Annotated in this window: 42 protein-coding genes; 1 reads left to right on the forward strand and 41 read right to left on the reverse strand. The window is 59.2% G+C overall.

The window, feature by feature from the left end; genetic code table 11:
- Positions 1 to 6: 6 nt before the first annotated feature.
- The 39 genes from BN4332_RS32305 to BN4332_RS32450 all read right to left on the reverse strand — a co-directional run bounded on the left by BN4332_RS32305 (position 7) and on the right by BN4332_RS32450 (position 19,284).
- Positions 7 to 1,254 (reverse strand): class I SAM-dependent methyltransferase, encoded by a 1,248-nt coding sequence (locus BN4332_RS32305; protein WP_066904384.1) that lies wholly within the window; start codon positions 1,252 to 1,254, stop codon positions 7 to 9.
- On the reverse strand, positions 1,247 to 1,393 hold the full coding sequence (locus BN4332_RS35795; protein ID WP_494337787.1) for a hypothetical protein: 147 nt from the start codon (positions 1,391 to 1,393) through the stop codon (positions 1,247 to 1,249). The genes BN4332_RS32305 and BN4332_RS35795 overlap by 8 nt, the downstream gene beginning before the upstream one ends.
- A 4-nt stretch (positions 1,394 to 1,397) precedes the next feature.
- Positions 1,398 to 1,712: a hypothetical protein gene (locus BN4332_RS32310; protein WP_066904387.1), complete on the reverse strand. Its 315-nt coding sequence runs from the start codon at positions 1,710 to 1,712 to the stop codon at positions 1,398 to 1,400.
- A gap of 175 nt (positions 1,713 to 1,887) precedes the next feature.
- A complete protein-coding gene (locus BN4332_RS32315; protein ID WP_235654377.1) occupies positions 1,888 to 2,310 on the reverse strand; it encodes a hypothetical protein in 423 nt (140 codons plus the stop codon).
- Complete coding sequence (locus BN4332_RS33500; RefSeq protein ID WP_160110997.1) at positions 2,277 to 2,555, reverse strand: hypothetical protein; 279 nt, start codon at positions 2,553 to 2,555, stop codon at positions 2,277 to 2,279. Before BN4332_RS33500 ends, BN4332_RS32315 begins: the two co-directional genes overlap by 34 nt.
- Positions 2,548 to 2,769, reverse strand: coding sequence for a hypothetical protein (locus BN4332_RS32320; RefSeq protein ID WP_066904390.1), 222 nt, complete (start codon positions 2,767 to 2,769; stop codon positions 2,548 to 2,550). Before BN4332_RS32320 ends, BN4332_RS33500 begins: the two co-directional genes overlap by 8 nt.
- Positions 2,770 to 3,302: 533 nt before the next feature.
- Complete coding sequence (locus BN4332_RS33505; RefSeq protein ID WP_160110998.1) at positions 3,303 to 3,647, reverse strand: GIY-YIG nuclease family protein; 345 nt, start codon at positions 3,645 to 3,647, stop codon at positions 3,303 to 3,305.
- A gap of 50 nt (positions 3,648 to 3,697) precedes the next feature.
- A complete protein-coding gene (locus BN4332_RS33510; protein ID WP_066904396.1) occupies positions 3,698 to 4,330 on the reverse strand; it encodes a DUF7341 domain-containing protein in 633 nt (210 codons plus the stop codon).
- Complete coding sequence (locus BN4332_RS32330; protein ID WP_066904400.1) at positions 4,323 to 4,571, reverse strand: hypothetical protein; 249 nt, start codon at positions 4,569 to 4,571, stop codon at positions 4,323 to 4,325. The genes BN4332_RS33510 and BN4332_RS32330 overlap by 8 nt, the downstream gene beginning before the upstream one ends.
- Complete coding sequence (locus BN4332_RS33515; protein WP_160110999.1) at positions 4,564 to 4,914, reverse strand: hypothetical protein; 351 nt, start codon at positions 4,912 to 4,914, stop codon at positions 4,564 to 4,566. Before BN4332_RS33515 ends, BN4332_RS32330 begins: the two co-directional genes overlap by 8 nt.
- A gap of 135 nt (positions 4,915 to 5,049) precedes the next feature.
- Positions 5,050 to 5,298 carry a hypothetical protein gene (locus tag BN4332_RS32335; protein WP_066904404.1) on the reverse strand — a complete coding sequence of 83 codons (249 nt, stop codon included), beginning with the start codon at positions 5,296 to 5,298 and terminating at the stop codon, positions 5,050 to 5,052.
- 307 nt (positions 5,299 to 5,605) lie between these two features.
- On the reverse strand, positions 5,606 to 5,776 hold the full coding sequence (locus tag BN4332_RS33520) for a hypothetical protein (protein ID WP_160111000.1): 171 nt from the start codon (positions 5,774 to 5,776) through the stop codon (positions 5,606 to 5,608).
- The gene (locus BN4332_RS33525; protein WP_160111001.1) at positions 5,769 to 5,945 is read right to left on the reverse strand and encodes a hypothetical protein; all 177 of its coding nucleotides are present in this window, start codon (positions 5,943 to 5,945) and stop codon (positions 5,769 to 5,771) included. The genes BN4332_RS33520 and BN4332_RS33525 overlap by 8 nt, the downstream gene beginning before the upstream one ends.
- A 130-nt stretch (positions 5,946 to 6,075) precedes the next feature.
- Positions 6,076 to 6,810: an HNH endonuclease signature motif containing protein gene (locus BN4332_RS32340; RefSeq protein ID WP_066904407.1), complete on the reverse strand. Its 735-nt coding sequence runs from the start codon at positions 6,808 to 6,810 to the stop codon at positions 6,076 to 6,078.
- Positions 6,807 to 7,172: a RusA family crossover junction endodeoxyribonuclease gene (locus BN4332_RS32345; protein WP_074133281.1), complete on the reverse strand. Its 366-nt coding sequence runs from the start codon at positions 7,170 to 7,172 to the stop codon at positions 6,807 to 6,809. Before BN4332_RS32345 ends, BN4332_RS32340 begins: the two co-directional genes overlap by 4 nt.
- Positions 7,169 to 8,215: a DNA-methyltransferase gene (locus tag BN4332_RS32350; RefSeq protein WP_066904414.1), complete on the reverse strand. Its 1,047-nt coding sequence runs from the start codon at positions 8,213 to 8,215 to the stop codon at positions 7,169 to 7,171. The genes BN4332_RS32345 and BN4332_RS32350 overlap by 4 nt, the downstream gene beginning before the upstream one ends.
- A gap of 437 nt (positions 8,216 to 8,652) precedes the next feature.
- Positions 8,653 to 8,913 (reverse strand): hypothetical protein, encoded by a 261-nt coding sequence (locus BN4332_RS32355; protein ID WP_066904417.1) that lies wholly within the window; start codon positions 8,911 to 8,913, stop codon positions 8,653 to 8,655.
- Positions 8,906 to 9,352 (reverse strand): hypothetical protein, encoded by a 447-nt coding sequence (locus BN4332_RS33530; RefSeq protein ID WP_160111002.1) that lies wholly within the window; start codon positions 9,350 to 9,352, stop codon positions 8,906 to 8,908. Before BN4332_RS33530 ends, BN4332_RS32355 begins: the two co-directional genes overlap by 8 nt.
- Positions 9,349 to 10,221 (reverse strand): hypothetical protein, encoded by an 873-nt coding sequence (locus BN4332_RS33535; protein WP_160111003.1) that lies wholly within the window; start codon positions 10,219 to 10,221, stop codon positions 9,349 to 9,351. Before BN4332_RS33535 ends, BN4332_RS33530 begins: the two co-directional genes overlap by 4 nt.
- Before the next feature lie 318 nt (positions 10,222 to 10,539).
- The gene (locus BN4332_RS32365; protein ID WP_066904423.1) at positions 10,540 to 11,133 is read right to left on the reverse strand and encodes a hypothetical protein; all 594 of its coding nucleotides are present in this window, start codon (positions 11,131 to 11,133) and stop codon (positions 10,540 to 10,542) included.
- Positions 11,130 to 12,011, reverse strand: coding sequence for a PD-(D/E)XK nuclease-like domain-containing protein (locus BN4332_RS32370; RefSeq protein ID WP_066904426.1), 882 nt, complete (start codon positions 12,009 to 12,011; stop codon positions 11,130 to 11,132). The genes BN4332_RS32365 and BN4332_RS32370 overlap by 4 nt, the downstream gene beginning before the upstream one ends.
- On the reverse strand, positions 12,008 to 12,154 hold the full coding sequence (locus BN4332_RS33925; RefSeq protein ID WP_096867205.1) for a hypothetical protein: 147 nt from the start codon (positions 12,152 to 12,154) through the stop codon (positions 12,008 to 12,010). The genes BN4332_RS32370 and BN4332_RS33925 overlap by 4 nt, the downstream gene beginning before the upstream one ends.
- Positions 12,154 to 12,456, reverse strand: a complete 303-nt coding sequence (locus tag BN4332_RS32380) for a hypothetical protein (protein WP_066904428.1) — start codon at positions 12,454 to 12,456, stop codon at positions 12,154 to 12,156. Before BN4332_RS32380 ends, BN4332_RS33925 begins: the two co-directional genes overlap by 1 nt.
- The gene (locus BN4332_RS32385) at positions 12,456 to 12,713 is read right to left on the reverse strand and encodes a hypothetical protein (RefSeq protein WP_066904431.1); all 258 of its coding nucleotides are present in this window, start codon (positions 12,711 to 12,713) and stop codon (positions 12,456 to 12,458) included. Before BN4332_RS32385 ends, BN4332_RS32380 begins: the two co-directional genes overlap by 1 nt.
- 725 nt (positions 12,714 to 13,438) lie before the next feature.
- Positions 13,439 to 13,945, reverse strand: a complete 507-nt coding sequence (locus BN4332_RS32390; RefSeq protein ID WP_074133282.1) for a hypothetical protein — start codon at positions 13,943 to 13,945, stop codon at positions 13,439 to 13,441.
- Positions 13,945 to 14,208, reverse strand: coding sequence for a hypothetical protein (locus BN4332_RS32395; protein ID WP_066904433.1), 264 nt, complete (start codon positions 14,206 to 14,208; stop codon positions 13,945 to 13,947). The genes BN4332_RS32390 and BN4332_RS32395 overlap by 1 nt, the downstream gene beginning before the upstream one ends.
- Complete coding sequence (locus tag BN4332_RS35285; RefSeq protein WP_084459499.1) at positions 14,205 to 14,684, reverse strand: helix-turn-helix domain-containing protein; 480 nt, start codon at positions 14,682 to 14,684, stop codon at positions 14,205 to 14,207. The genes BN4332_RS32395 and BN4332_RS35285 overlap by 4 nt, the downstream gene beginning before the upstream one ends.
- A complete protein-coding gene (locus BN4332_RS35705) occupies positions 14,681 to 15,241 on the reverse strand; it encodes a helix-turn-helix domain-containing protein (protein ID WP_435405222.1) in 561 nt (186 codons plus the stop codon). The genes BN4332_RS35285 and BN4332_RS35705 overlap by 4 nt, the downstream gene beginning before the upstream one ends.
- Positions 15,175 to 15,615, reverse strand: a complete 441-nt coding sequence (locus BN4332_RS35025; RefSeq protein ID WP_074133283.1) for a WhiB family transcriptional regulator — start codon at positions 15,613 to 15,615, stop codon at positions 15,175 to 15,177. The genes BN4332_RS35705 and BN4332_RS35025 overlap by 67 nt, the downstream gene beginning before the upstream one ends.
- On the reverse strand, positions 15,612 to 15,881 hold the full coding sequence (locus BN4332_RS32410; protein WP_066904436.1) for a hypothetical protein: 270 nt from the start codon (positions 15,879 to 15,881) through the stop codon (positions 15,612 to 15,614). Before BN4332_RS32410 ends, BN4332_RS35025 begins: the two co-directional genes overlap by 4 nt.
- Before the next feature lies 1 nt (position 15,882).
- Positions 15,883 to 16,380 carry a WhiB family transcriptional regulator gene (locus BN4332_RS35290; RefSeq protein WP_074133284.1) on the reverse strand — a complete coding sequence of 166 codons (498 nt, stop codon included), beginning with the start codon at positions 16,378 to 16,380 and terminating at the stop codon, positions 15,883 to 15,885.
- 73 nt (positions 16,381 to 16,453) lie between these two features.
- Complete coding sequence (locus BN4332_RS33540) at positions 16,454 to 16,606, reverse strand: hypothetical protein (protein WP_160111004.1); 153 nt, start codon at positions 16,604 to 16,606, stop codon at positions 16,454 to 16,456.
- Positions 16,603 to 16,923 (reverse strand): hypothetical protein, encoded by a 321-nt coding sequence (locus BN4332_RS32420; RefSeq protein ID WP_066904439.1) that lies wholly within the window; start codon positions 16,921 to 16,923, stop codon positions 16,603 to 16,605. Before BN4332_RS32420 ends, BN4332_RS33540 begins: the two co-directional genes overlap by 4 nt.
- A gap of 150 nt (positions 16,924 to 17,073) precedes the next feature.
- Positions 17,074 to 17,406: a hypothetical protein gene (locus tag BN4332_RS32425; RefSeq protein WP_066904442.1), complete on the reverse strand. Its 333-nt coding sequence runs from the start codon at positions 17,404 to 17,406 to the stop codon at positions 17,074 to 17,076.
- Positions 17,403 to 17,642 carry a hypothetical protein gene (locus BN4332_RS32430; RefSeq protein WP_160111005.1) on the reverse strand — a complete coding sequence of 80 codons (240 nt, stop codon included), beginning with the start codon at positions 17,640 to 17,642 and terminating at the stop codon, positions 17,403 to 17,405. The genes BN4332_RS32425 and BN4332_RS32430 overlap by 4 nt, the downstream gene beginning before the upstream one ends.
- 102 nt (positions 17,643 to 17,744) lie before the next feature.
- A complete protein-coding gene (locus BN4332_RS32435; protein ID WP_066904448.1) occupies positions 17,745 to 17,999 on the reverse strand; it encodes a hypothetical protein in 255 nt (84 codons plus the stop codon).
- 38 nt (positions 18,000 to 18,037) lie between these two features.
- Positions 18,038 to 18,577 (reverse strand): hypothetical protein, encoded by a 540-nt coding sequence (locus BN4332_RS32440; protein WP_066904451.1) that lies wholly within the window; start codon positions 18,575 to 18,577, stop codon positions 18,038 to 18,040.
- Entirely contained in the window at positions 18,577 to 18,837 is a 261-nt protein-coding gene (locus BN4332_RS32445) for a hypothetical protein (protein ID WP_074133291.1), read from the reverse strand. The genes BN4332_RS32440 and BN4332_RS32445 overlap by 1 nt, the downstream gene beginning before the upstream one ends.
- A gap of 252 nt (positions 18,838 to 19,089) precedes the next feature.
- The gene (locus tag BN4332_RS32450) at positions 19,090 to 19,284 is read right to left on the reverse strand and encodes a hypothetical protein (protein ID WP_066904458.1); all 195 of its coding nucleotides are present in this window, start codon (positions 19,282 to 19,284) and stop codon (positions 19,090 to 19,092) included.
- Between the two features lie 409 nt (positions 19,285 to 19,693).
- Between BN4332_RS32450 and BN4332_RS32455 the strand changes: the two genes are divergently transcribed.
- Positions 19,694 to 20,149: a helix-turn-helix domain-containing protein gene (locus tag BN4332_RS32455; RefSeq protein ID WP_066904461.1), complete on the forward strand. Its 456-nt coding sequence runs from the start codon at positions 19,694 to 19,696 to the stop codon at positions 20,147 to 20,149.
- Here BN4332_RS32455 and BN4332_RS32460 read toward each other — a convergent pair.
- Together BN4332_RS32460 and BN4332_RS32465 are read right to left on the reverse strand one after the other, a co-directional pair.
- The gene (locus tag BN4332_RS32460) at positions 20,112 to 20,876 is read right to left on the reverse strand and encodes a hypothetical protein (protein ID WP_074133285.1); all 765 of its coding nucleotides are present in this window, start codon (positions 20,874 to 20,876) and stop codon (positions 20,112 to 20,114) included. The two genes, BN4332_RS32455 and BN4332_RS32460, sit on opposite strands and share 38 nt — an antisense overlap.
- 672 nt (positions 20,877 to 21,548) lie before the next feature.
- On the reverse strand, positions 21,549 to 21,734 hold the full coding sequence (locus BN4332_RS32465; protein ID WP_074133286.1) for a hypothetical protein: 186 nt from the start codon (positions 21,732 to 21,734) through the stop codon (positions 21,549 to 21,551).
- Positions 21,735 to 22,581: the final 847 nt, after the last annotated feature.

A 22,581-nucleotide genomic window follows, 5' to 3' on the forward strand; every position in this document is an offset into this window, starting at 1 on the left:
CGCCTCTCAGGTGATGCGGATTGCCCAGGCTTCGTGGGAGTGTCCGACGACTGCCCATTTGATTCCTGTGCGGTCGGCGAACTCTCGCCATGCTTGTTGTTCGTGGTCTTCGCAGGTGTCGTAGCCGTGCCATTCGTCAAACACGATGTAGGTGCCGGGTTTGAGTGCGGGTGCGATGTGTTCGAGGACGGTGCGGGTGGAGCTGAGCAGGTCGCAGTCGATGTGCACTAGGCCGACGTGATCTGGCAGTTCAAAGTTTGGGAGTGTGTCCGCGTATAGTCCGATGATGAGTTCCGCGTTGGGGATCTTGGGCGGCTTGTTCGCGAACGATCCTTTGGGGAACTCTGGCCGCCAGTCTTCGGGTAGGCCGGCGAATGAGTCGAATCCGATTACGGGCATGTGGTAGGCGATGGCGCGGGTGGATTGTCCGGAACCGACGCCGAATTCGAGTGCTACTCCGGTTGGGTGGAGTCCGACCACGTGTGCTAGTAGTGCGTAGTGGTGGGTGGGTTCGAAGTAGGGGCCTAGCGAGTAGTCCTGTGTGCCTTCGCCGGTCTTGTATGGGAAGTGGGGCCAGCCTTGCCAGCGGTGTGCCCAACGTTTTCCGTTGGCGTCGCATAGGCGGCGGCGTTCGTTGACGTTGAATCGTGATGAGCCGCGTGTGTTGCCGCGTTCTTTGTCGCGGCAGTAGAAGAGTTCGTGTGAGCCTGCAACATCGGCGTAGGGCCATGTGGTTAGGCCGGTGTCGTGTGCTCGTTGTTGCCAGTCGACGTGTTCGCCGCCGTGGACTCCGAATGCGGTGTTCATGCCGCCGATGGTGTCGATGACTCGTTTTTCAGCGTAGAGGAGGCAGCCGCGTGGGAATCCGATCGCAACGTGCTGGTCGTCTTGGTAGGTGATTTGGTGGCGTCCGGGGCCTGGCCATTGGAAGCTGAGGTGCGGTTCGGGTGATTCGACGTATGGCTGCCACCAGTTGTCGGTGATGGGCCAAATGTCGTCATCCGAGAGCCAGATGTGTTCGCCGCCGAGTTCCATGAGTGCCGCGATGCCTGCGTTTTTGGCGACTGCGATGCCTTGCGGGTACTCGTGGCGGATGACGGTGGCGCCGGGAATGTCGGGCACGGGAACATCGCTGCCGTCGTCAACCACAACGAGGTGGGCGCCGTCTGGTAGGTGTTTCTGCCAGTTGCGTAGTGCGTCTTGGAAGGTGTCGCGGCGGTTGTGGGTGGTGATTGCGACACCCAGGTTAGTCATCGAGCCAGTCCATGCAGTCGGGGCATTCCGCGTCTCCGCAGTAGCAGGTTGTTGGGTCGACTGCTCGTCCTATGTCGCGTTTGCGGTTCTTGTGCGGGCGGGCCGCGTTGGAGCGGCGCAATTCGAGTCGCGCCCGCATTGCGTCATCCACGGGTGTTGACGGTGATGTTGACGCGGTCTGGTGTTTCGTCCACGGTGAGGGTCCAGTGTCGGGGTGTGATGGGCATGTTGGCGAGGGTTTTGGTGACTGCGTTGGCGACGGATGGCATGAGTGCGACCATCCAGGGGTCGGGTGTGCCGCCCTTCAACTGCAACTTGTCCATTTCGGGTGGGTTTGAGGTCCAGTCGCCGGGGTTGCCGTCCATGAGTACATCACCGTCAACCTCAATGTGAATGTGCGCCATCAGGCTGGCTTCTTTCGTGACCCGCGAACCACTGAAGCGATCAGGCCATCCCACGGGCTGACGAAAGCTGTGTTGCGACCGTCTGTTACGAGCCAAAGCCCGTTGTGTGCAGGTTCTTCGTGGACGGTGCACGTGAGAATGTTGTGGATCTCCCTGATTGATACTCCGCGCACCTGGGCTTCCTTTTGCGCGCCGTTGGTGAGCCGGTAGCCACCCACTGCATCGTTGGTCACTGTGCCAGCTTTCGTAGTTGCCGTTTGTCGATCGTCACGTCGTCCGTTTTCCCCACAGTCAGAACGAGCAGGGGGGTTTCGCGTTTGTGGTCGGCCCGATCAAACAGGGTGATGACTCGTGTGCCGTCCGGTGCATCAGCCGCGTCCTGGCGTAGTTGCGCTGCATCGGCTTTCGGCATCAGCTCGTAGTCCTGTTCGATGAGATGCACCAGGGCCTCCGCGACAACCTTCGCTGCGGCGCCAACCATCTCCTGTGCTTGCTCATCCCCCATGCCCGTAGTCCGAAAACCGGGCAATGGCACGACTCTCGACGGGGTCTGGTCGTCGCCTGGATGGAAGAGCCCCTGCGGGAGGGCGCGGGCGATCAGATCAACAACAGCGCGATTCAACGCCGAAACCAGTTCAGAATCCGGCGCCACAACGAAGGCTTCGACGGGGCCATGTTGGGCAATGCAGGCCGCGCACCAGCAAGACCTTCCGCCACGCGCAACGCCCATGGCTGAACAAAGTTCACGCCAAGACGGGGCGCCACGAACGTTTCCATCAGGCCCTCAACGCCAAGCGCAGCAGTCTGACCTGAGTAGCGCAACGCCTGCCCCTTTGATTTCGGCGGGTCGAGCTTGTTGGCTGCTTGTCGCAGCATCCGGGCGAGTTGGTCACGCACCAAAACGTCCGCTCGTGTAGATGTTCATCTGGCGGTTAAGGTCGGCACGTTTGGCCGCGTTGATGTCACCTTCGAGCGACCCGGGTTCGGGTTGGGGCGTGACGTCGACTTCGGTTGTGCCGACTTTCTTGCCGCCTGTGTAGAGGTCCACGTGTGCTACGACTTTGGTTACCTTCGCGGTGATGTCCACGTGCAGGCTGCCAGCTTTCGCCACGATGTTTCCCCTTCGCTTTGTGTGCTTCTGGTTGTCGACGGAAGCGAACGCCGAAAGTGAATCCCGCTCAGAGGCTTGTGGGCGGTATATGGCGCGTCACGTTTGAGCTTGAGCGGGTGTGCGGGGACCGGGTTTACGACGCCACCTATGTCGGGCGCTCCGCAGCTTTTGGCTGCACCACCGGAGAACGGGCATTGCTGCATACCGTCCCCGCAAGTTTGAAGCCCGTTCAGTCGGTGGGCTAGACCGAGAGCACTGCATGCGTGCCGTAGCCATCCACATGCAGCCGCCAAACTGTCGCCTCGTGGTCCGACCGCATTCACGGGTTGAGGTGGCAGCACCTCGGGATTCCACGACGGGGAGGGTTCAGACGTTGCTCTATCCCCGTATTGGGGTGTGCCGGGTTTTTGCGTAGGAACCGGGGCGAAACCTGTGGCCGACAACTAGATGGTCGGCAAACCCGACGTGCGCCGGGAAGTGTGTTCGTCGTTCAGGTCAAACAGATTTTTGACACGACTGGTATGACCGAAACTCTAGCACACTAATTGGCGTATTGGCAAATCGAATTGCTGTCCGGGCAACACGCGAGCGTTATCCCAGTTCAGGACGGTGACCACAGTGTTTCTTCGTTTATCCCAGTTCGGGTTAGAGCGCTTATTCAGCACGGGCTTATGCTCCTGGATCAACTGTTCCTCGGCCTGTGTCATGTCGTCGTAGCTGTCGCATTCGAACACTTCAACGTGGTGCGTGACTTCCCAGCGGGTGCGCCGCCCGATCGCCGCGTACCGGATCCGGTCACGTGAGTGTTGCTTCAGTCGGGTGTCTAGTTGGGTTGACTTGCCGATGTAGATCGGGTGGCCGCTAGGTCCGATGAGCATGTACACGTGGTAGCGCTCATCATCGTTTGATGCGTCTCTTCTGCGCCCCATTACTCGAACACCCCGGGTGGGATGTCGTATCCGAGTAGCCGGCAGACGAAGGCGAGGCGTTCGGGGAATTCGTGGGCGAAGTCGCATTCTCTGTTTTGGCACCAGATTCCGTCTGTGCTGATTTGGAGGGCGGGTTGGCGTAGTCGTTCGCCGTCTTGCCATCTGTAGACGGTTTTTTCGCCGCAGCTTGGGCATGGGTCGTTGAGGGTTTTGCGGGCTCCGGGGTGGAGGATGTCGTTGATTTTGGCGCACCAGCGTTCGAGCTGTTTGGTCCAGGAGTTTAGGAGGGCGACGTCTTCTGGGCTCCATGCTTCGGCGTCGATGGCGCGTAAGCGTTCGACGGTGTCTCCCGGGCCTGGGATCCACTGTGCTACTTCGCGGTCGATTTCGTGGAGTTGGTTGACGGCTTCAGTCCAGAAGGGTGGACGTGATCGTGCAACGCCCATGTGTTCTTGGGGGAAGCCCGCTTTGGCGTCTACGAGTTGCTCGTAGAGTGATGTGACCCAGACGATTTGGGTTTCGCCGCCGTCTTCATCGACCAGGGACGTTGGCTTATCGTCCACCAACGCGCTGATGGCGTTGGATAGTTGGGTGCGTGTGTAGGGCAGGAGGTCGGTATCAGGCTCAGTCATCAGCGCTACCTGCGATTCGGGTGATGTATTCGTCTTGGCCTTCCCGCATGCCGTCGACTGCGCCTTCGAGGATTTCTCGGACGAGTGGGCCTAGTTCGTCGCCGAGTTCGCTTTCGAGGCGGGCGGCGAGTTTGTCCATGCAGTCGAGGGTGAAGTTCATGCCGAGCTTGATGCCGTCGATGGTGGCGCCCCGGATGTGCTCTCGTGCGATTTGGTGGATGCCGTCGTAAAAGTCAGTCATCGGCGTTCGCCATCCATTGGGACACCCAGCGATGAAAATGCGGGCCGAATTCGTCGTCGTCACCCTGGAAGTTGTTGCAGGGGCAGTGTCCTCCGTCCACGATGGCTCCGCAGAAGTTCACGCTGTTGCTTCGTTTGTGCAGGTCCACGTGGTGGCCGCAGCAGCAGCGTGCCCTGCTGCCTTCAATGGAGAGCCCGCCGATCGCCCTGATGATGTCTGTAGCCAGCCTGTCGGGGTCGAGGGCCGGTTGGCTGTTGTATGCGCCGTGTAGATAGGCGTCATCTCGGGCGTTATCCCACGCTTTTGCGATCACGCCCGCGATCAACCTGTGTGCGTCACTCATCGCTCTCCCCCTCGTCTTCCGCTGCGATGTTCCGTATCCAGTTTTCGGGTCGGTCGATTGGTACTCGGCATACGGGTGAGCATGCGGCGTACCGGGTTTGGGCACAGTGATCGCACCAGCGAACGTGACGGACGGTCATTCGGCGTCACCCATGAGTACCGCGCGGATGAGGTCAGCCACCGCGCCGAGACCGGGGACGCCACACACTTCTGCCACCTCGTCCGCCAGAAACTGGATCATGTCGTCAACGAAGCTCTCAATTTCGCTGACGAACTTGTCGAGGGTTTGCCAGTCAGCTTCGGGCCAGCGTCCACGGTTGCGGTTTAGGACTCCCCTAGCTTCAGCGATGAGGTTGCTGACTGGTTGGCTTGCGTTCTCGCACATGCCTCTAATTATCCCAGTGGTTTGCTGGAGTTGAGGAGGTTGAGCTAGTTCGAGAGGCGTTGGTTCAGTCTGTTGCTGAGGTCGGGGTGGGGTTCTGTTGGGAGGATGAAGTCTGCTGCGACGAGTGTGCGTCCGAGGCGTGTTTCGAGGCATCCGATGCATGGTCGCGACGACCCGACACCAATGCCTTTCGAGTAACCGGGGTACGCGGCATTCCAGACGGCGCGCGTGACCGTGTAGACAGCCTCGCCCAGATCCCAGGTGTCAACGCCACAATCGGTACATATCCAGTATTCCCAGTCGACGCTCAAAAGCTCGGTCCGTATACGTCAACGATGACTGGCATGATCGCTTCGGCGAGTTTGTCCAAATCAATCCACTGGATGTACCGGTCGGGCACATTCGATCCCGCCTGCCACACAAGCTCAGCCGTAAACGCCTCAACAAGACGACCAAGCAACACGGAGCGATCACTCATCGGCATTCTCTCCATACGACCTCGATGACAGCATGTAGCCCTCGTCGTCGGTCACGGTCACCAAATGCACATGGTCGCAATCGGGGTCCAACAACTCGGACATGTGCTCGGCGATCTTGGCTGGCGACAACGAATGTCTGTGCATCGGGACCATAACGTGGACGATCATGCTGTCTCCTGGTATCTCGGGTGTTGATAGTTTCGGCAGTCGCAGTCACAACACGCAACAGTCGTCGCACACCAATCACGCTCAACCTCATGCGCGGAACGAGGATGCGTGCAGACGCAGATATCCATTCTCAACTCGCTCGCCGCAAGTGCCTGTAGTGCGTCTGACATAGTGGCTTCTCCCGCGTGCCAGCCTCACCCCGCGTATCGCACCCGTAAACCGAGCACTCTTCCGCCCGCGACCTGAACCCTGCTGCACGAGACCTGTTGCAGGCGCGGCATTCGCGTCTACCGCCCGGTCGGACATACAGATTGTCGCCAGCGAGCTTGTGGCCGTGAACGCATTCCTCGGCCAGGTTCCACACTCGGCGGGCAAGGTTCTCCGCCTTGGTCAGGTAGCGAAGGTTCTCCGGGCGGTTGTCGTTGCGCACCTCGTTGATGTGATCGACTTCCATGCCATCGGGGCAGGGTCCATGCCACGCCATGGCAACAATGACATGGACGCCGTAACTGACGTTGTCCAGACGAACGAGGACGGCACGGGCGTATCGCCGATCCCACGCGCCAGCACCTGCCATGCGCTCGCGGACGTGATGCAAGACTTCGGCAAGTTTCTCTACCTCAGACTCGCGGTCAGCCTTTGCCCTGTCCTCGGCCTCCCACCTGTCTGCCATCGCCAGTAGCTGCTTCGGGACATACATTTCGATGGTCCCGTAATGATGGCGGTCGTTGACCGCAGCCAACGTATCCGCCGCGAAACGCATCCGGACGGGCAGCGGAAGAGTCAGGAATGCGTTCAGAAACTCGTTGTGGGAGTAGTCCAACGCCACCCCGTTGTAGTCGGTGATTGATACGCGCTGGCTCATGGTTCCTCCGTGATGTGGATTTCGATGCGTGCTGGCCCGTCATGCTTGATGCTGGTTGTGGTGGACAGGATGTACTCGCTGGAATCGTCTTTCCATGCGCCGTAGATGACGAGTGAGTCCAAACACGCTTTCTGGAAGGGCCCTAATCCATCTGGGTCGCGGCGTCTCTTGTCCGGCGCAAACCAGATGATCGACACATGCGACGGGCCAAGACACTTCGGCAAGCCCGCACTCTTTGCCGACGCAAACACAAGCTGCTCAGCCACACGCTTCGCCTCACGCTGCTTCGACCAATGCCACCGACGCGCCTCATTCGCAGACATCGGAGGACGCACGACCGGAACCGTCAACACATACGTCACGATGCACTCCCGAAATCCAGGCACATCTGGTCAAGGCGTTTGGCGATCAGCTCACAGTAGCGTTCACTCATCTCCACGCCGATTGCCTTACGCCCGTTATTTCTTGCCGCCAACAGCGTCGATCCCGATCCTGCGAACAGGTCTAGCACGGTGTCACCCGGTCGAGACGAAGCGGTGACCATCATCTCTAAGACCGAAGTCGGCTTCTCGCACGGGTGCTTGCCTACGTACGGCGACACAGTTGAGAAGTTCCAAATGTCGCTGCGCGGATGCTGCTTCGTCAAACTGAATGGACGCCGCAAGTCTTCGTACTCGCGCCGCAAGTCTTCGTACTCGCGCCGCAAGTCTTCGTACTCGCGCCGCAGGTAGTCCCCGCCGTACCGGTTCAGGACCGACCGCATGGCGTCATAAGCGTCTTTTGTGGGCAAGCTGCTGCCCTCTTCCCACCGATATACGAGTGCAGTGCCTTTGGTTGGGTCGGAGCGCGACACGTACCCTAAGGCAACCTCAAGCTCCGATCGTCCCCATCCCGATCGCTCACGTTCGGACTGGATGTATCTTCCAAGCGGAGCGAAGACCTCCTTATGCAGCCCTCGCGACTCTTCGCCGTACGCATCGGTGAACTGCTCGGCGAAAATTACGCCTTCCCACGGAGACAGGTAGGCGCGGAGGTCTTCGGCCCGCGCCTTGTTGTGCCAGCCCTGTTCTTTCACCCACCGGATTACGTTCAGTACCGACCACCGATCGCGGATCAGCTTCTCCACTTGGGAAGTCAGTTCTGGCGAGGCGAATACATAAAGCGATGCGTTAGGGGTAAGCGCCGGTTTCGTTGCGTCCATCCACGAGCCCATCCAATCCAGAAACAGGCTCGTGGACTTCCATTGGCGGTCCCAATCCTCAGCCTTCACCCGGAAGTACGGAGGATCCGTCAAGAGTAAGTTCACCGACTCAGCTGGCAACTGGCCCACCACTTCGAGGCAGTCGCCGTGAAACAACGTGACCTGATCGTCCTGGTAGTACGGCGTGTTAACCGGAAGACTCATAACACCAATTTTCCCACTGAAACTCGGCGGTTGAGGAGGTTGCTAACGGGCAGGCTTCGACGTCACATGCCACGACCCACACGCGCACTCATACACACGCGACGGCAGCTTCTTCCCACGCCCCGTACGCCACGCACGACCAACCTCAGCCAACGCAACACCCCGCGACGTAAACCGCTTCTTACCCGGCGTCGGACAAGCAGGCTTCACATGCGACACATGCTGCGACACCGCCTGGTCGTAAGCCGTCTCCCGGGTGCGGCACGGTGTCTTGTAGATCCAGCCGCATGAGCACGTCGCCATCCACCGCCGCTTACCGCCTTCGGTTCGGAACTCATGCGTCGACACCGCATGCCCCGCTTTACCGCCTGGCTTCAACGCTGGCCGACTTTCAAGGCTCCGGCGATACAACACAGCAGGCGACACGCTCGGCGCGCTCACTTCGTCGCCAACCGATCCTCAAGCTTCACAATCCGATCAACCGCAATCGCAACAACCGCCAACAACCCATTCGCATCCAGGCGCGGACGAACATCACCAACCATGAACGCCGCAACCCTGTCCAGAAAGTCGAAGTCCAGCAGATCGAACCCGATCCCCAACGCACGCCACCGATCCACGAGTTCACTCAGCACGCCACACAACGCCGCCAACTCCTGATCCGCAGCAGCCAACTCACCCGGAACAAACTCAGGCATCGGACTCCCCCTCAACCATCGGCGCCGGCGGAGCGGCCGCACGCTGACGAGCCACCAACTCCGCAACACGCACCGAATCCTCAACAGGCCGGCCAAAAGTCCTACGAGCCGACGCAAACGCCTCAATCGCTTCACGACGCCGAGCAGTCACCGCAGGATCCTCATCCGGAGCCGCCTTCGAATCGCACAAAGCCTGATACTCATCAGACGGGCGAGTGTTCCGCTCCCGCTGAATCTCACGAGACCGCTGATACACATGCCCCGGCTCCAACCACACACCAGGTCTATCCCGCAAATGATCCCGAACAGCCTCCAAAGCAACATCCTTGGACAGAGAACCAACGATCCCCTGCCAGATCTCCACGTCCACCTCACCCACCGTGCGGCGAGTAGCAGCAGCCACAACGGACAGAACGTCGATAACTTCGTTGCGGTTCATTCCAGTTCCAATCTCCGTGCGGGGTTGTTCTTCAGTGCTTGGGCTTGTGCGAACGCCAGATCCGATGACGCTTGCCTTGGTTTAGTTCGAGGACCGTTGCGCGTCTTGATGACCTCGGAGCAGAGAGACGCCAAGATGGTCCGCCCGTTGCCCACCCCCGGCTTGTCGTTCCAAAGCTGCAAAGCTGCGGCGACGATGTCTCGGTCGGTTCCGCTGCGAAGAAGCTCAGAAGCCTGCATTCGAAGTGTTGTCAGCGTTGCGCCCGGATGCCTACCGGAGATGTTCTCTCGGACAAGATCTGCACCTGGTGTTGCGGACGCGGCTGAGCTAGGTTCGGGCTCGACCCACGTACTGTTACTGCTTTCGTTACCACTTAAGTAGTTAGGTACAGGTTTAGGTACAGGTATAGGTGTCTGGGGACACGATGGACCCGAGGTGGACCTGCGGCGCATTGTGTCCCCAGGGGACAAATCTGAATCGTCACAGGTTACAGCAGGTTTGGCCGCTGCGTTTTGATCCTGTTTTGGATCAGTTTTGGCTTCCCTTTGCGCTCGTTTCTTCTCCGACTGGCGCTCTCTATAGGACACAACTTGCTCGCGAGTTCGCTGCCATTTAGCCCAGTTTCGGAACTGAATCCCCCCATCGACGCGGTCCCACAAACCGGCATCGTCAACAAGAGCGGCGATCAGATTTGGTTTGGCTCCGAACATCTGGAGGACGTCGGCGGGCACGAAACCGTCCTCCAGTTTCCCGGCTGACCATGCGCCGCAACGTGTCCACAGTCCGACTGCGGCGTTCCTGTAGCGCGGTGCGATGGCCATGATCTCTTTCGAGTCGCCGAAGCCATCGTCAACAAAGAAGTACGGCACTTACGTTGTCCTCCCTTCGTTTCTGGCTTCCATGTACGCGTCATGGCATTCGGTACATCTAGTGCGGCCTGCGGAGTATTTGCGGCCACAGAGTTGGACGCAGAGCCCCGACCTGTATGCCTCGTGCCTGGCTTCGGTGTCAGTGCTCATCTGGATGCGCTTGCTGGGTCCAGTGAGGGCACACACTCTGTTGTGCCAATGCGCGCGAGCTGAACGCGGCTCCGGTGCTCACAACGCGGTACATGAAGACGGGCCAGCAGAACCGGTACATGGCACGCACTTCGTCGGCTGCGTGAACGTATCCGCACTTGCAGTAGTTCACGTTTCGTCTCCACCGCCGGCCTCGATTTCTCCCTTGCGCCGGCTCCAAGCTGCCTGTATCTGTTCGCGATACTCGCCGAGGTTCGAGTTTTTGAGTTCGGCGCCGATGGTTTTGAGTTGGTCTAGGGTGGTGGCGTTGTTGATGCGTTCCTGGATTTCGTCAACGATTTCGGGGGTGATTGCGGGCGGCAAGTCGGGTAGTGGTTCGACTTGGTATGGGGCCTTTTTGCCGCGCGTGACAGTCAGCGCCAGAGTGAGTCGGCTGCTGATGTCACTCATTGCGCTGATTCGCACGCCGCCGACAGCGGAGCCTCCGAACCGCACAGATGGGTCGTTGAACAGCATGAGCCTGCGTCCCGTGTAGGTGGCGGCTTCTTTTCCCCAGGCCGCGACAAGCACTCGCCGCATTGATTTGCATGGGCGGAAGGGTCTGCCGGGGAATTCGGTGAGGTGGATGTTGACTGGTTGGTCGGCGGTTCCTTTGGTGACGCGGTCGATGGTTACTAGTCGGGGGCCTGCGAGGAAGTCTTCGGCTCCGAGTTGGTCGGAGTTGGCTGCGATTGTGGTTGACAGGTCGAGTGATTCGGTCATACCGCGATCTCCAGTTCGTCATCGAATGCCCAGTGTGGGAGGCTGAGGGTTACGGTCTCGTCGCTGTATCCAGGCCAGGTGTTGGTTTCCATGCAGGCGGTGTACGTGTGGATGGCTTCACGATTGCGTCGTCGGCCTTCTTCGATTGCTTCGGTGTCGTATTCGAGGACGGTGACGACGTATGGGGCTGTTTTCTCCTGGACGACGAAGCGGAATCGTGGCGCGGTGGTTCCGGTGATGGCTGTGACGAGGTCGATGTACCAGGCGGCTTGCATGTAGTAGCCGAGTCGGTGGAATTTGCGTTCGAGGTCTTCGGGGTTGGCGGTGTCGCTGGTTTTGTAGTCGGTGATTTCTTCGTTGATCCAGTCGACGCGGCATCGGAGGCGTGTGCCGGTGTCGGGGTCTGTCCGGTAGTAGGAGACTTCGGCGTGTCCGCGCTGGAAGATGGGTGCGGCTTCGGGGTGTTTGTGGACTTTTTCGGCCATCTCTTTGGCTTTGGTGTAGTCGTCTATGTGGATGGGGATGAGTCCTTGTGCACGGGCGTCTTTCTCGGCGTTTCTCCAGTCGGTGGTTGCGCGTGGGCTGGCGGCTACGGTGCCGTCTGCTTTCAAGCCGTGGATCTCTGGGTCGAGCACTTTGAACGCGGAACCCTTGCCCAGAACCAGATGATGCGCGACGTGGCCGAAGTCCCAAACCTTTTTTGGGGGTTGGCCGTTGGTCATGATTTCGTGGAATTTGGCGGGGCAGCTTGGCGGGAGTAGCAGTTTGGCGCCGGATACTGAGAGGCTGCCACGGTCTTGGTGGTAGGCATCTTCGGGGACATGGCCGTAGCGTCCGTCTTTCTCGGGCACGAGGTTGTCGGGGATTGTGAGTGTCATGCGTCGGCCTCTTCGTAGTAGTCGAGTGCTGCGATTGCGCCGCGTCCGTATCCGGCGGAGTTCAGTGCATCGGCTGGGCTGGTTCCTTCGAGTTCTTCGGTCTTGCCGTCGCGCCAGTGGAATCGCCATGTCTTCTCGCTCATTACCAGGTTCCTTCGAGTTGTTTGATGTAGTGGTTTGGGAAGGTGACTCTTCCTTGTGTGCCCGCGCCTCCCGAAAACAGTGAGATGTCGAATTCGTATGCTTGCAACGCTTGCGAACTCTGTGCGGCGAATTCGTATGCGTGTTCTAAGTATTCGAACATGATGTATGCGGGGTTGCGGGGGTTGCCTTGGCATGAGAACAGGGTGGGCATGTCGCGGTCGTTGAGTCGTTGAAGCAGGCCGGCGATCTCCATGTCGGCTTGGAATCCCCAGGGCTGCACGGTCACTTGCTTGTGCGTCATCAGTCGGCCCGTCTCCACTGCCGCTGCTGGTATTCCCAGTAGGACCATTCGGGATCCGGTTCGCCAGCGGCATCGAGTGCATCCGCCGCGCACCGAAGAAGTCCAGAGATGGCAGCTTTCAGGTTGCTTCCGCCGATGCTGTAGCCCTCGTCCAGGTTTTGCGCAGCGCGACGGAATGCCTTCGCGTCGGTTGTGGTTGCACCCTTGAAGGCGATAGAAGGGATGTGCACTGGCAGCACGCGTGTGTGATCAGTCATCAGTAGTCACCTCTTGCGTCGTCTCGGTCTCCGCACATGCCGGTTTCTTTGTGCCAGTACGGTTCCGGGTCGTACATGTCGTGGTCTCGGAGTGCAGATCGGCGCTCTTCGATTTCGGCCGCATAGATGGGGTTCATCGGACATCTCTTTCGCCGAACCTGTTGAGCACGATCTGCCGGAAAGGGCCGTAGTCGGCTGTGTCGTGGCGGCTGGTCAACGCGATTGGGTCGTTCGGGTGTTTGTTGTGCTCGCCTATCCATTGCCGACCATCCCAGTGGTAACGCCAGCCGTTGTATCCGAGCCACAACTTCCCGCGATGCCACCGATGTAGACGCTTGACACTCACGGTTCCCCCTCCGTGTCGTCCGGCACAGGGATGTCGAGTCTGTCGCGGCGCTGCTGGATCATTTGAGATACGGGTGTCGGGACACGTCGGCTCATGGACACCTCGACCCATATGGAGCACCCGTCACAGTTGGCATAGAACCGTGCAGAATTGTTGTCGCGCATAAGATCCAGTGGAGTCAGCTTCGCCAATGAGCATCCGCCGTCCTTTGACTGCCATCCCAGTTGGTTGCCGCACAACGGGCATCGGACTGCGGTCGTCTTGATGTCATCGAACATGCCCATTTAGTCGCCTTCTTTCTCACCGCAGTAGATGCAGGTTCCGTTGTCGTGTTTGTGTTTCCAGCACGTGTAGTTGAATGCCGCAAGGCCATGAACAGTCACTTGGCGACCTCCGCAACGTGACGCTTGTGTCCAGGCCAGCCGTTGAAGTTCCGCGAAAGGACGTGGCTCAGCGGAAGCGGCGGCCCTTCTCGATCCTCATCCAGGCGGTGAATCCAGGGCGATGGCCACCACGGCGGCCCGTACCTCCATGTGCGCTTCGTGTAGCACCAACCACCATCAGGCCGCTTCATGTAGTAGCCGAGGTTCGCACCGCCGTCGATATCGAAGGGGGCGAAGTTCTTCATGGTGTTGCGGAAAGACTGGCGGTAGTACTCGCAGTACGTCTCCAGATGTGCGCCCAGTTCGCGAACTTCATCCTCGGTTGGCATGACACCGACCTCGAAGTAGCGCTGGTTGCGGACCACAATTCCCGTGATGTAGTTCCACCGAGGGCATTCCGATGTGAGGATCGGGACGCGTAGGTTGGTGGCCAGTTCGGTCTGTTGCTCGCTGATGTCGCCGTCTGTGTCTTCCCATGTACGGCGCGCGTACTCCTCAAACATCAGTAGTCAGCCCGTCCTTTGATTCCGTCGAGTTCTTCCAACGCGGCCCGGAGTTCTTCTTCAGCTACAGCAGCCCGCGCCTCAGCCTGGTCCTTGTCCCACACAAGTCCTTCGCGTTCGAATGCCCACCGCTCAGCCTGTTCCGCATGCCACTGCTTCTGCTCAAACAACTGGCGCCGCAACATCCCGCACTGCGCCTCCAACTCGCCGGCCGCCCCAAGCGCATGCTCAGCCGCAAACCGCAACTCACCCTCAGAAGTCACAACACACCACCCATCCGTGCCAAAAACTTTCCATAAGAACCACACTCGGTATGCGACCAACCACGACCCGGAAACCGCTTACACACAGCGGAAGTAGTCGTGCCGATCGTGCGGGCAACCTCAGTGAACGAAGCCCCGTCCGCTAGAAGCGCATCCGCCCGAGCCAACTGCTCCGACGTCAGCGTGTAAGCCGAACGATCCGACAGCCCTTTCCTACGCCGCGCGTACCAAACAGATCCCAGCGAGCAGCCGACAGCGGCGGCGATCTCCTCGCAACCAACACCGCGTCGGCTCAACACTGCGATGCGTTCAATCTGCGACTCAGTCAACCGGGGGCGAGGGTTCGTTAGACCAGCTGCCTTGCGCAGGTTTTCAACAGTCCGAGTCGTGCAACCCAACGCTTCCGCAACCTGAACAACAGTCCAACCCCGCGCCGCCGACTCGACAACAAACGCGATCCTCTCCGCCCGATTCACAACACACCCCCAAGCCGACGCAGCATCGAAAGGTGCTCATGAATCTGCCTCTGGGACCAGGCACGCCCAGGGAAGTGGTTATGGATGGCGCGGTCCGAACGCCCGAGTGTGCGTGCCACTTCACGCACGGACGCACCGTCATCCAACAACGCCCGGGCTTGTTCGATCTCGTCTTCGGACAGCCTGGGTGCCGCCGTTTCCGAGATTCCTTGTCGCCGCCGGGAACGGTCAACGGCCCGAACACTGCATCGGAGAGTGCTGGCAATTTCGTTGCGTGAAGCGCCGCGTTCTGATAGTTCCCGTACGCGGTCGTCCGCGATTTGTTTCGGCTGTCCCGAAGGTTCACGTTCGATGCCGGCGCGCTTCAACACTCGGCTGACTGTGTTGGGGTGTAGGTCAACCATGTTTCCGATTGCTTCGAGTGTCATGGGTTGGTTGGCTGCCCAGATGAGGCGTGCCATGACGTCTGGGGTTACTTTGATTGCTCTGGTCATGAGGCGTTCGCTGTGGCTTGTTGTGCGCGTAGGGCTCGTTTGGCCCTGTTTTTTTCGGTGCATCTGCGTGCGTGTGCGATGGTTTTGCAGAGGTTGTTGCAGTAGAGGTGGAGTTTGTTGTAGGGGCGGAAGTCGTTGGCGCAGATGAGGCATGCGCGGATTTCGATGGTGGGCATGCCGGGTAGGGTGTCTTGGATGGCGAGGCGTGGTTTGGTGCCGAATTCTTCGCCGCCCCAGACTCCGTGTTGTTCGTCTCGTTTGATTGCTGTTTGGAGGCATTGGATGCGGATTGGGCATCCGAGGCATATGTATTGGGCTTCGAATGGTGACCAGGTTCGGTAGCCGTTGGGGTCTTCGGATGCGTCTGGTCGGAAGAAGATTTTTGGGTCGACGCCGGTTCCTGGTGCGCAGGCAGCTTCTAGTTCGGGATTGATCATGAGGACAGCTCCTCGGTGGTGTAGATCAGCTTCGCGGTGTCGCACGGCCAGTCATCGCCGCAGTTGCATAGCGGGTCGGGATACATGGCGCTCACGCTGCCTTCGCGCGGGTAGTGCAGTTCGCGGATCGGCTTCAACGCCTCGCGAGCAGCATCGACAACGAACGCGCCGACATCACCATTGCGGACGGACCTGTCGAAGTGTCCGTCGCCGCCGTATCGACGAATCCACATCCGTTGTGCGGCCTCGATTGCGGGATCGCTCATTTCACGACACCTCCTGTTTTGACGCCCGCCACGCACGCCTCTTCGCAACCGCCGAAGAAGTCCGACACACATCCGAGCAATACCGAGCCAACCCATGACCCACAAACTCGACACCACAACCAGGACACACAAGTTCCCTTGCAGCCCGACGCAATTCGCGTTTACGGATCCGAAACGCCCTCTGCTGACAGTCCTGCGAGCAATAACGCGCCTTGCTGGTACCGCCCTGAAACTCAACCTCACACATAGCGCAGTTGGCGATGTTGAGTGCGTTGGCGCCTTTTCGGAGGCGGACTCTGCCGCGTGGTCCGAGTCCGCCCCAGATTCCGTGTGGTTCTTCGGTGTGCATGGCGTGTTCGAGGCAGGCGGTGCGGATTGGGCATTGGCGGCAGATGGCTTTGGCTGCGGCGATTTTGCCTTGTTCGCCTGGTTCTGGGTAGAAGAGTTCTGCGTTGGTTTCGTTGCAGAGTTTGAGTGTCCAGTCAGTCATGGTCACCATTTCCCGAGCAGGTGGTAGAGGATTCCGGTGAGGTAGATGGCTGCGAATCCTGTTGTGAGCCAGATGCGTGGGTTCATGCGATTCTCCGGACGATGTCTTCGGTGAGCCAGGCGGTCATTGCGACTGCGACGGATACGCCGAATACGGTGAGGCTGTAGAAGAGTGCGGCGAACGCGGAGGCAGATGCGAGCCACGACACCGCATGCAGTGCATAGGAGGCCCTCATCGGGATTCCTCCGCAGCGTCAGCCAGCGCGGCCAGAAGTGCCGCGCTTAAGCTGGGGATTTCGCCGAAGTCAAAGACTCGATATGCGCCAAACCCGCTCGGGTCGTACTGGCGCACCTGCTCGGCCCCGAAGTCAACGGCGTAGTCGTCTTCTAGGGATTCCCAGGTGGGTAGTTGCACGACGGCTATACGGGCTGCCTTGAGCTCGGCTTTGAGGTGCCATGCCCAATCGGCGTCGCTGTTGATCGGTCGGCCACACTTGCAGTCCAACCCGTACGGGCGATGTTCGGCGATGATGGTTTCGATGTGGTCGGTCATCGTGCGGTGACCTTTCCGCCCGTGTGCCGCGCAACATGCTCACGCTCAGCCTGCTTCGACCGATGCACGTTCGGATACCAAGCACCCTTAAACCCGCAGGTGCAGAACGGTTGCAACTCGCGGCCCTGTTGCCGGGAGTCGGTGATGTGTTCAGGCATCACGAACCTCCGACATGTGGCTGATGCGGTTTGCGTCGCGGACGGTTTTCGTGAAATCGCTTGGGAACCAGATGGCCCGCAACGACTCGAACTTCCACGCTTGAATCAAGTCGCCGGCAGGGTCATAGTCCGGCCACTCGGGAACGCTGGTCATGACTGGTGCGTGGGCAGCTTCATCAATTGAGTGGTGCGCCTGGAAGAAACCGTCGTAATCCTCAAACGCATCAGGGAACGGTGAACCCAACACCTTCGCGGCGAGTTCTTCCAACTCCCACAGTGACGGCGCACCATCCGACGGCGAAATCCAAACCGGCTGCGTGGTCACGCCTTCACCACCTTGAACATGGTGGCCTGACCCTGATCCGCTGCACGCCGACCATCAACAGCCAACTCGACAGCCTTCACCACATCCGGTGCACGCCAGTCATCAATGTCGAACTCTTCAAGCAGCTCAACACCCAACGCGTGGGCTTTCGACAGCACCTCACGGGCGGCCTGAAGCAGCCCCCACATTTCTTGTAGACGACTGTCGCTCGATGCTGTATTGTCGTTTTCAGACATCACAAATAGAACCTTCCAACTTGGTTGATGTTCCGGCCCTTACTCGTTGCCGCGAGTAGGGGCCGACTCCTTTTCGGCGGCTAGATCTGACGCCGCAACGTGCTACTTATGTCGGTCCGCGTGGGCTTTGTTGATGTACTTCATGTCATCGAGCGTGACGCCGACGTTGGCGGCGACCACGGCACATTGCGCCCAGCCGAGCCAACGACCAATCTTCGTTTCCGAGAACTCGCCCGACTCCGCACGCTCAAGCATCGAGCGCAGATGCGCGAGGCCAAGCGGATTGCCGGGGCGTTCTGGCATGTCATGGAACCTCGCCAGCCTGATGGTGTCGCGGAACGCGGCCAGTTGATTCATCTTGCTCCTGTCCAGACGGCGATAATTTCGCGCATCGACTAAAGTCCTTGTGTTTTCAGCATCAATGCGAACGCACGCGCCTTGTCGCACAACCAGTTCGGTTGATGTTGGGCACGCAACTCATCCGCCACCCGGTCAACCTGTTCACTGAGGGGGACCACGGAGGGAGGATTAGGCACTCCCCCCGTGGCATCACCCGACCCCTCGACGGGTGAAACTGTGTCGCGCATCCACGTGTTGGTGCGCTCACTACGGCGGGCATCGAAATCCTCATTCGCATCCCACGCCTCATCCTCAAGGTGATCCGCGTAAAGCAGGTCCAGACAGTTGCAGTCGTGGCACGGATCAATGATTCCGCCCGCCCGATAATGCCGCGCATCGGAATGCCCGCACTCGCACATCCGCGCCGGCTCAAGCACTTCCCGATCAGCCTCCGCGTTCACAAGCGCATCCTCAGCCCGCCTCAACGCCAAGTCATAATCCCGATGCTCAGTGCGCGGTCTACCCGAATCCGCAACAGCCTGCGCAACACTCGCCACCACGAAACCCGCAGCACGCATCGCCTCAAACACACCCATCAGGCCAACTCCTCGGTGCTATAGACAGCCTTCGCGGTGTCACACGGCCATTCGGACGGATGCCCATCGGAGCCGTTGCATTCAGCACACCAGGCGCTATACAGCCCGCGACTGTCGCCGATCTGGATTGGCTTGTGCAGTTCGCGTATCGGCTTGGCCATCTCACGAGCAGCGATACCCCCGTAGCGGCTGTCCACCGCCCACGTCGGGTCACTCAGCTTCACAGCACGTTGCGCGGCCTCGATTGCGGGATCGCTCATCGTTTCGGCTTCCACATAGAACCAGTAAGACGGCGAGACTCACGCGCCTCACACATCGACTCCGCATTCACGACCCAACCTCCAACTCCCACAACTCCAACACCGACGCAACATCCTCGAAACTCCCCCGAACATGCCGCCGCTCAGAATGATTCGGCCAATACTCAGAAGCCACGAACGATCCGCGCTCACTGTCCAAACGAAGCAGCTCACCATCCGGAAGACGCCGATGACCCGGACGCAACCACGCACTCACGCCGACCGCCGACCCGGCTCAGACGTAGCCAAACCATCCACATACCGCCGCAACTCGTCAGCCGTGTACTTGAACTCCCGGCCATCCTGAACAGCGATCAGAATCCCCGCCCGACGCAACTCATCAATGCGGCGCTCACTCGTAGACAGCGCCTCAGCAGCAGCAGTCTTGTCGTAAAGGATCTTGCTCATTTCGGCTCCCGGGGTTTGGTCTCGAACAGGGGTTTCTTCGGTTTTGGGAAGTGCTGCACGTGTGGTCGCGGTTTGGAGTGGAAGGTCACTGGTTCCCCTTGCCGGCCTTGTGTGCGGATGCCGTGGTTTTGCGGACCTGGGGCGGTGCTTTGAGTGGGTTCACAACCGGTTCCTCATCACATTTCGTTTCGGTTGGTAGTCCTACCGTACTTCGTTGCGGTGCTAAACGCAACGTATTTCGGTGTTTCTGTGCTGCGAGTTTGGTTGTGGTGAGGTGACTTTGGAGTAAGTTGCGGCAGGTGGAACCCGGGGTACCGGTCACTATCAGGGGTGTTAGCTGCCAGCAAGCACCTGTTTGCAGAATCACAATGTGTTGCGGCAGGGAACCCTAATGAGTACAGTTCGCAGCATGGATGACCAACGAATTCGGGAGTCGTGGTCCGAGCTAGTCCGCGACACCATCGGGGACACACCGTTCAACGTTGTGTCCGAAAAGGTCGGCGTCTCCGCAAACACCATCTCCAACTGGGTGCGTGGCGAAAACTACAAACGCCCAGACGGGCCGAATGTGTTCAGGTTTGCGAAGGCGTTCGGCATCCCTGTCCCCGAGGCTCTGGTTCGGGCCGGCATCGGCGACGAGGGGGACTATGTGGGCGAGATCATCGTCAAACCGGACATTTCCGCTTACACGACGAAGGAGTTGTTGGCGGAGATAATGAAACGTGAGAGCGAAGAAAGCAGCCCAAAAGATCAGCCCCGCGTGACGGGGGTCGGGGGAACGACAAAGGTCAAGGGCAAGACGACGAAGGCCGGTGCGACAAGGCAGGCTAAGCTGCAACGCGCCCGGAACCAAACTCCTCTCTAGGTTTGAACCAGCGCAGTTTTTGGCGCCAGGAGTGTGCGGACATGAGGGCGAATAGGGTTCCGCATGCGCATGCGGGTATCCATACTGCGAGGCTGGCGGTTAGGCCGGTTGTTTGTAGTGGTGTGGCGATTGCTGTTGTGATTCGGATTAGGCATGTGAGGATTCCGAATGCTGCGGCTACGAGGTAGACGGTGGCGACTGTTCGGGATCGTTCGTCTTCCCTGAGCAGCAGTAGGGCTTTGGATCCGTATGCCAGGAGGTATGCGGTTGTTCCGCACATGATGAGCCAGTATGTGTTTAGCCAAAAGTCGGTGGGGACTTGGAAGAAGTCTGGGTGGTAGATGGCTGCCCCGTTGCCGATGCTGAATGCGGCTAGCAGGAGTGGGATGCAGAGGGTGGCGGGGGTTTCGACGTGCACTTTGAAGGCGCGTTGGAATTCTTGTCCTTCTTCGAGTCGGCCAATGGCGTTGTAGACAATCGCGCTGGCCGCGACCACATAGGCGTCGTGGGCGATGTAGTCCTCTAGGTTCCACATGCCGGTGAGGTTGTAGAGCCAGTGGCCGATGGTTGCGGATGCCCAGGGTGTCATGAGCAGCACGGCGAGTCCCTGCAAAGCGATGTTGAGGGTTGCGGCTACTTCCCAGCGTGATGTCCACGTTAGGCGCCGCACCCATAGTGACCAGGCGATGCAGGCGAGTGTGACTGTTATGAGCACAGGGAGGGTCATGCGGCTACCTACGGGTTCAGTCCGGAGCGTTGGTCTCAGCTACGGATTCAATGAGTGAAGGTACGCCGGTGGTGTCATGATCGGAAGTGGAATTGGTACCCCATTTTTTTGATGTTGATTGCCGAAGTGTCCTGGTGGGTAACGAATTACAAGGGTTGGCGTACGAGGATTATTTCATGATCACCGTGCGCGACCAGCAACTAATGTTCGTACTGGTGGTTGTCAGCTAACGTGGTTTTGTGATCTTTGGTTTGGTAGCTGGTGTTCAAGGTCAACGTCTTGCGTCGTAAAAATGTTCAGGCGACAGGAAACACGCTGAACGAAACCAGCAAAACGTTCAGCTATTCGTATAGTTCGCGTCCGTCGAGGCTGTGGTGTGTGATGAGCCATCCGCACGAACCATCGTCGGCGAACACAGGCTCAACTGTCACCCCGCACGGGCAGTCTTCACCTTCGTCTTCATGCTTAATCAGATCGTTGATTGGCAGGACATGGACGGTGGTCACAGCCCATCCCAGTCGGCCACGTCGAGGCTTGGGTCTGGCTCAATTCGGATACCGGGCACGTCGCGGTGATCGTTCACAAACTGTGTCGCTTCTTCAAGGTCAAACATTGGTCCGTAACTGCCACCCACCCAGGTAACCCACCAACAGTCGTCCATATCACGCATGACTAGCTCACCCGTTCTGCTGGTTCGACGGGACCGAAGCACTTTTCGAAGTCGGGGAACTCAATGTCTCCGCCGTCAAATTCCCAGCCAGAGAAGTGCATGCGGTATCCCCACGTGCCATCTAGTCGGCGCTGCCAGTAGCCGAACCACTGGCGCTGATGCTTGTCGACCCATACATCGTCAGCCACGTTTACCGCCCCTATGCTTCAAGTTCAGCGCCTCCCCGACCGCCCCGCATCGCAGCTCGTTGGCTGGATAGGCGGGGCGGCTGCGCGCCGGGGAGGGCAAGTTCCAGTTTCTCACCGGTTTTCGGGTGTTGAGAGGGTTGCTAGTGATGCGGAGTTAGGTTCCGTCGTTCGGCGCACGGGTCGCAGAATCCGTGGTACGGATCGGATGGGCCACCGCAGACACACCCCGCAGGCTTCTCCCACATGGCTTCATAGGCGATCATCTCCAGTGCAGCCAATAGATTGTTGGCGTGCCCCTCAGCCGCCAAGTAGGGAAGGCCCTTAAGCATGAGGTAGTTCGTGACGTCGCGCACCACTAGGTGTCTGATGTCGGGGGTTCGCGTCATGTCTGCTCCTCTGGCCGCATCTGGGTTGGGCGTTGTGGGGAGATGTCCAGCCTCCGAGTCTCGCTACCAATGGGGTGACTGTTGGATGAGTTACCCACAGGTGCGAGTCCAGCGCGTTACGGTCGCTAACCGATTCCATCCACCCCCGCTTAGGGGTTTCACGCCACATTGCGCCCCAGTCACGAGACGCACACTCTGTCACCACAGCACGCGGATTGGCCTGCCCGCGTGTGCCCGATGACTATTCTCCCACCGGTTCGGAACAGTTGAGGTGGTTGAGCGCTGGTCACGGATGGTGTGCACGTAGTTGTACACGGTCGGTAGGTGTTGTGTGCACTTGCTGTACACGCGGTGACGAATGGGTACAGTGATGTGGATAGGAAGGCTAGCCTAAATATAGGCTGACCTGGTGGGGCGGGCGGGGCTCGAACCCGCGACCAATGGATTATGAGTCCACGGCT

Origin of the sequence: Mycolicibacterium houstonense (genome assembly GCF_900078665.2) — a bacterium.
Classification (GTDB): domain Bacteria; phylum Actinomycetota; class Actinomycetes; order Mycobacteriales; family Mycobacteriaceae; genus Mycobacterium; species Mycobacterium houstonense.

Excerpts from the sequence above, each read along its gene's own strand:
- BN4332_RS32445 (WP_074133291.1), bottom strand. The coding sequence starts at position 18,837 with ATGAGCGATCCCGCAATCGAGGCCGCGCAACGTGCTGTGAAGCTGAGT.
- BN4332_RS32390 (WP_074133282.1), bottom strand. The coding sequence starts at position 13,945 with ATGTTTGAGGAGTACGCGCGCCGTACATGGGAAGACACAGACGGCGAC.
- BN4332_RS32340 (WP_066904407.1), bottom strand. The coding sequence starts at position 6,810 with ATGAGCCAGCGCGTATCAATCACCGACTACAACGGGGTGGCGTTGGAC.
- BN4332_RS32455 (WP_066904461.1), top strand. The coding sequence starts at position 19,694 with ATGGATGACCAACGAATTCGGGAGTCGTGGTCCGAGCTAGTCCGCGAC.
- BN4332_RS32355 (WP_066904417.1), bottom strand. The coding sequence starts at position 8,913 with ATGCCTGAGTTTGTTCCGGGTGAGTTGGCTGCTGCGGATCAGGAGTTG.
- BN4332_RS32380 (WP_066904428.1), bottom strand. The coding sequence starts at position 12,456 with ATGACGCACAAGCAAGTGACCGTGCAGCCCTGGGGATTCCAAGCCGAC.
- BN4332_RS32335 (WP_066904404.1), bottom strand. The coding sequence starts at position 5,298 with ATGTGCGAGAACGCAAGCCAACCAGTCAGCAACCTCATCGCTGAAGCT.
- BN4332_RS33505 (WP_160110998.1), bottom strand. The coding sequence starts at position 3,647 with ATGCTCATCGGACCTAGCGGCCACCCGATCTACATCGGCAAGTCAACC.
- BN4332_RS32430 (WP_160111005.1), bottom strand. The coding sequence starts at position 17,642 with ATGTCTGAAAACGACAATACAGCATCGAGCGACAGTCGTCTACAAGAA.
- BN4332_RS32450 (WP_066904458.1), bottom strand. The coding sequence starts at position 19,284 with ATGAGCAAGATCCTTTACGACAAGACTGCTGCTGCTGAGGCGCTGTCT.
- BN4332_RS32350 (WP_066904414.1), bottom strand. The coding sequence starts at position 8,215 with ATGAGTCTTCCGGTTAACACGCCGTACTACCAGGACGATCAGGTCACG.
- BN4332_RS33520 (WP_160111000.1), bottom strand. The coding sequence starts at position 5,776 with ATGAGTGATCGCTCCGTGTTGCTTGGTCGTCTTGTTGAGGCGTTTACG.
- BN4332_RS33530 (WP_160111002.1), bottom strand. The coding sequence starts at position 9,352 with ATGAACCGCAACGAAGTTATCGACGTTCTGTCCGTTGTGGCTGCTGCT.
- BN4332_RS32440 (WP_066904451.1), bottom strand. The coding sequence starts at position 18,577 with ATGGGTGTGTTTGAGGCGATGCGTGCTGCGGGTTTCGTGGTGGCGAGT.
- BN4332_RS32435 (WP_066904448.1), bottom strand. The coding sequence starts at position 17,999 with ATGAATCAACTGGCCGCGTTCCGCGACACCATCAGGCTGGCGAGGTTC.
- BN4332_RS32460 (WP_074133285.1), bottom strand. The coding sequence starts at position 20,876 with ATGACCCTCCCTGTGCTCATAACAGTCACACTCGCCTGCATCGCCTGG.
- BN4332_RS35290 (WP_074133284.1), bottom strand. The coding sequence starts at position 16,380 with ATGGTGACCATGACTGACTGGACACTCAAACTCTGCAACGAAACCAAC.
- BN4332_RS32305 (WP_066904384.1), bottom strand. The coding sequence starts at position 1,254 with ATGACTAACCTGGGTGTCGCAATCACCACCCACAACCGCCGCGACACC.
- BN4332_RS32330 (WP_066904400.1), bottom strand. The coding sequence starts at position 4,571 with ATGACTGACTTTTACGACGGCATCCACCAAATCGCACGAGAGCACATC.
- BN4332_RS35795 (WP_494337787.1), bottom strand. The coding sequence starts at position 1,393 with ATGCGGGCGCGACTCGAATTGCGCCGCTCCAACGCGGCCCGCCCGCAC.
- BN4332_RS33510 (WP_066904396.1), bottom strand. The coding sequence starts at position 4,330 with ATGACTGAGCCTGATACCGACCTCCTGCCCTACACACGCACCCAACTA.
- BN4332_RS33540 (WP_160111004.1), bottom strand. The coding sequence starts at position 16,606 with ATGAGGGCCTCCTATGCACTGCATGCGGTGTCGTGGCTCGCATCTGCC.
- BN4332_RS32365 (WP_066904423.1), bottom strand. The coding sequence starts at position 11,133 with ATGACCGAATCACTCGACCTGTCAACCACAATCGCAGCCAACTCCGAC.
- BN4332_RS32410 (WP_066904436.1), bottom strand. The coding sequence starts at position 15,881 with ATGAGCGATCCCGCAATCGAGGCCGCACAACGGATGTGGATTCGTCGA.
- BN4332_RS33925 (WP_096867205.1), bottom strand. The coding sequence starts at position 12,154 with ATGAGCGAGAAGACATGGCGATTCCACTGGCGCGACGGCAAGACCGAA.
- BN4332_RS35025 (WP_074133283.1), bottom strand. The coding sequence starts at position 15,615 with ATGATCAATCCCGAACTAGAAGCTGCCTGCGCACCAGGAACCGGCGTC.
- BN4332_RS32370 (WP_066904426.1), bottom strand. The coding sequence starts at position 12,011 with ATGACACTCACAATCCCCGACAACCTCGTGCCCGAGAAAGACGGACGC.
- BN4332_RS33525 (WP_160111001.1), bottom strand. The coding sequence starts at position 5,945 with ATGATCGTCCACGTTATGGTCCCGATGCACAGACATTCGTTGTCGCCA.
- BN4332_RS35705 (WP_435405222.1), bottom strand. The coding sequence starts at position 15,241 with ATGCACCGAAAAAAACAGGGCCAAACGAGCCCTACGCGCACAACAAGC.
- BN4332_RS32420 (WP_066904439.1), bottom strand. The coding sequence starts at position 16,923 with ATGACCGACCACATCGAAACCATCATCGCCGAACATCGCCCGTACGGG.
- BN4332_RS33515 (WP_160110999.1), bottom strand. The coding sequence starts at position 4,914 with ATGAGTGACGCACACAGGTTGATCGCGGGCGTGATCGCAAAAGCGTGG.
- BN4332_RS32385 (WP_066904431.1), bottom strand. The coding sequence starts at position 12,713 with ATGACTGATCACACACGCGTGCTGCCAGTGCACATCCCTTCTATCGCC.